Origin of the sequence: Peptoniphilus sp. oral taxon 836 str. F0141, assembly GCF_000179335.1 — a bacterium.
Classification (GTDB): Bacteria; Bacillota; Clostridia; order Tissierellales; family Peptoniphilaceae; genus Peptoniphilus_A; species Peptoniphilus_A lacrimalis.
In genome coordinates this window covers 1-2,025 of record NZ_AEAA01000126.1, presented here as the reverse complement: position 1 = coordinate 2,025, position 2,025 = coordinate 1, and the positions used below count along the sequence as shown (strand labels likewise).

Genomic DNA, 2,025 nt, shown 5'->3' with positions numbered 1-2,025 from the left:
CTGCTAACGAATGGAGGGTAAATGAATGAAAAATTATTTGAAAAATAGATATGCTCTTACAGACAAGGGAGCAAAAGGAACAGTTGTTGCTATTATCTATTCCACATTAAAAAGTCTATCCTTTATGATGCCAATTATTCTTCTGATGTATGTTTTAAATGGACTGCTTGGTTTTGGAAATTTTGATATAAAAATTGCCGGTATTTTATTTATTGTAATAGGTATTTTTATGGCGTTTGTAATTAATAAAGACTACATTACTACCTATAATGAAACTTATAAAGAATCAGCAAACCTTAGGATTGAAATTGCACAAATAATAAAAAATTTGCCCTTATCTTTTTATTCAAGGACAGATTTAACTGATCTATCCCAAACAATAATGAAAGATGTTGAGGCTGTGGAACATTCACTGTCCCATGCTGTGCCAGGTTTTTTCGGTTTTATTTTTAACTTTATAATCATTGGAGCCATGCTTTTAATTGGAAATATAAAGTTGGGACTTGCAATTATTATCCCTGTTCTTCTTTCAATGGTATTTAATTTTTTGTCCAAAAAAATTCAAGTATCTGCAACGAAAAAATATTATATAGAAAAAAGAAAGTCTTCAAAAATATTTCAAGAACTGATAGATCTTTCAACAGAAATTAAATCTTATAATTTAACTAAGGATAAGGGAGATTATGCCACTGATTTCGTAAAAAAATTAGAAAAAGGACATATTTTAACAGAACTTGGTCAAGTTATACCTGTTTCAATAGCTGATGTAGTAGCAAATCTTTCTTTAGGGCTTGTAATATTAATAGGTTTAATAGAATTAAATAAAGGAAATATAAATATACTTTATTTTGCTGCTTATCTTTTTGCTGCGGCAAGAATGATTGATGGCGTAGCAGCTTTTAACCAATATTATGCTGAACTGATGTATATTGATGGTCCAATTGAAAAGATTAAAGCATTAAGGACAGAAAAAGTGCAAGAGGGAGAAAAGAAGAATTTAACTCCTTTGATATTTTAGGAGAAGATGTTGAATTTTCTTATTTAGAAGATAAAAAATAATAGATGGCATATCTTTTAAGGCTCTTCAAGGAAAGACCACTGCATTGGTAGGTCCATCAGGTTGTGGAAAAACAACAGTTTTAAGACTTGTGTCAAGATTATATGATATTGATAGGGGAAAAATTTCAATAGACAATAAAGATATAAATAGATCAAGAACCCAAGATTTATTTAAACATATATCCATGGTGTTTCAAGATGTAGTCCTATTTGATGGAAGTGTAATGGAAAATATCAGGATAGGAAATATGGATGCAAGTGATGAAGAAGTTATAGAAGCGGCAAGGCTTGCCAACTGTCAAGAATTTGTAGACAAACTTCCAAAGGCTTATGACACAAATATCGGGGAAAATGGGTCAAAATTATCTGGAGGAGAAAGACAAAGAATCTCAATAGCAAGAGCATTTTTAAAAAATGCAGAGATAATTCTTTTAGATGAAATTGCAGCATCTTTAGATGTGCAAAATGAAAAATATATTCAAGAATCTTTAAATAAATTGACTAAAGATAAAACTGTGATGATAATTTCTCACAGACCCAGGTCCATAGAAAAAGTGGATCAAATAATAGTTATGAATGATGGTAAAATTGAAGCGGCAGGAAGTCATGATGAGTTATTAAAAAAATCAAAGACTTATAAGAAGATGATAGAGTATTCAAAAAAGTCTGAGGAATTTGTATATTAAGGAGAAAAAATAAAAAAACGCACGGCTATCTTATGTTGTGTTTATGCTTTTTTGGAGCATCAAATCTTTTACCGATATTTTTGGCAGGAGATGCTTATATAAATTCTATGATTATATGCTATTTATTTTTGCTATTATTTTAATATTTTTAACTAGTAAATAATGCTAAATTAAATATAGAATTAAATAAAAAATAATCGATGGAAGAGATAAAATTTCAAATAAGGAGTGTCTATAATTATGGTAAGTATAATAAATTTATTGAATTCACATTACATTG

The 2,025-nt window shown here is 29.0% G+C and carries 1 pseudogene; it reads left to right on the top strand.

The features are described from left to right. The first annotated feature begins 25 nt into the window (after nucleotides 1-25). A pseudogene (locus HMPREF9131_RS07235) lies at nucleotides 26-1,745 on the top strand (ABC transporter ATP-binding protein). Nucleotides 1,746-2,025: the final 280 nt, after the last annotated feature.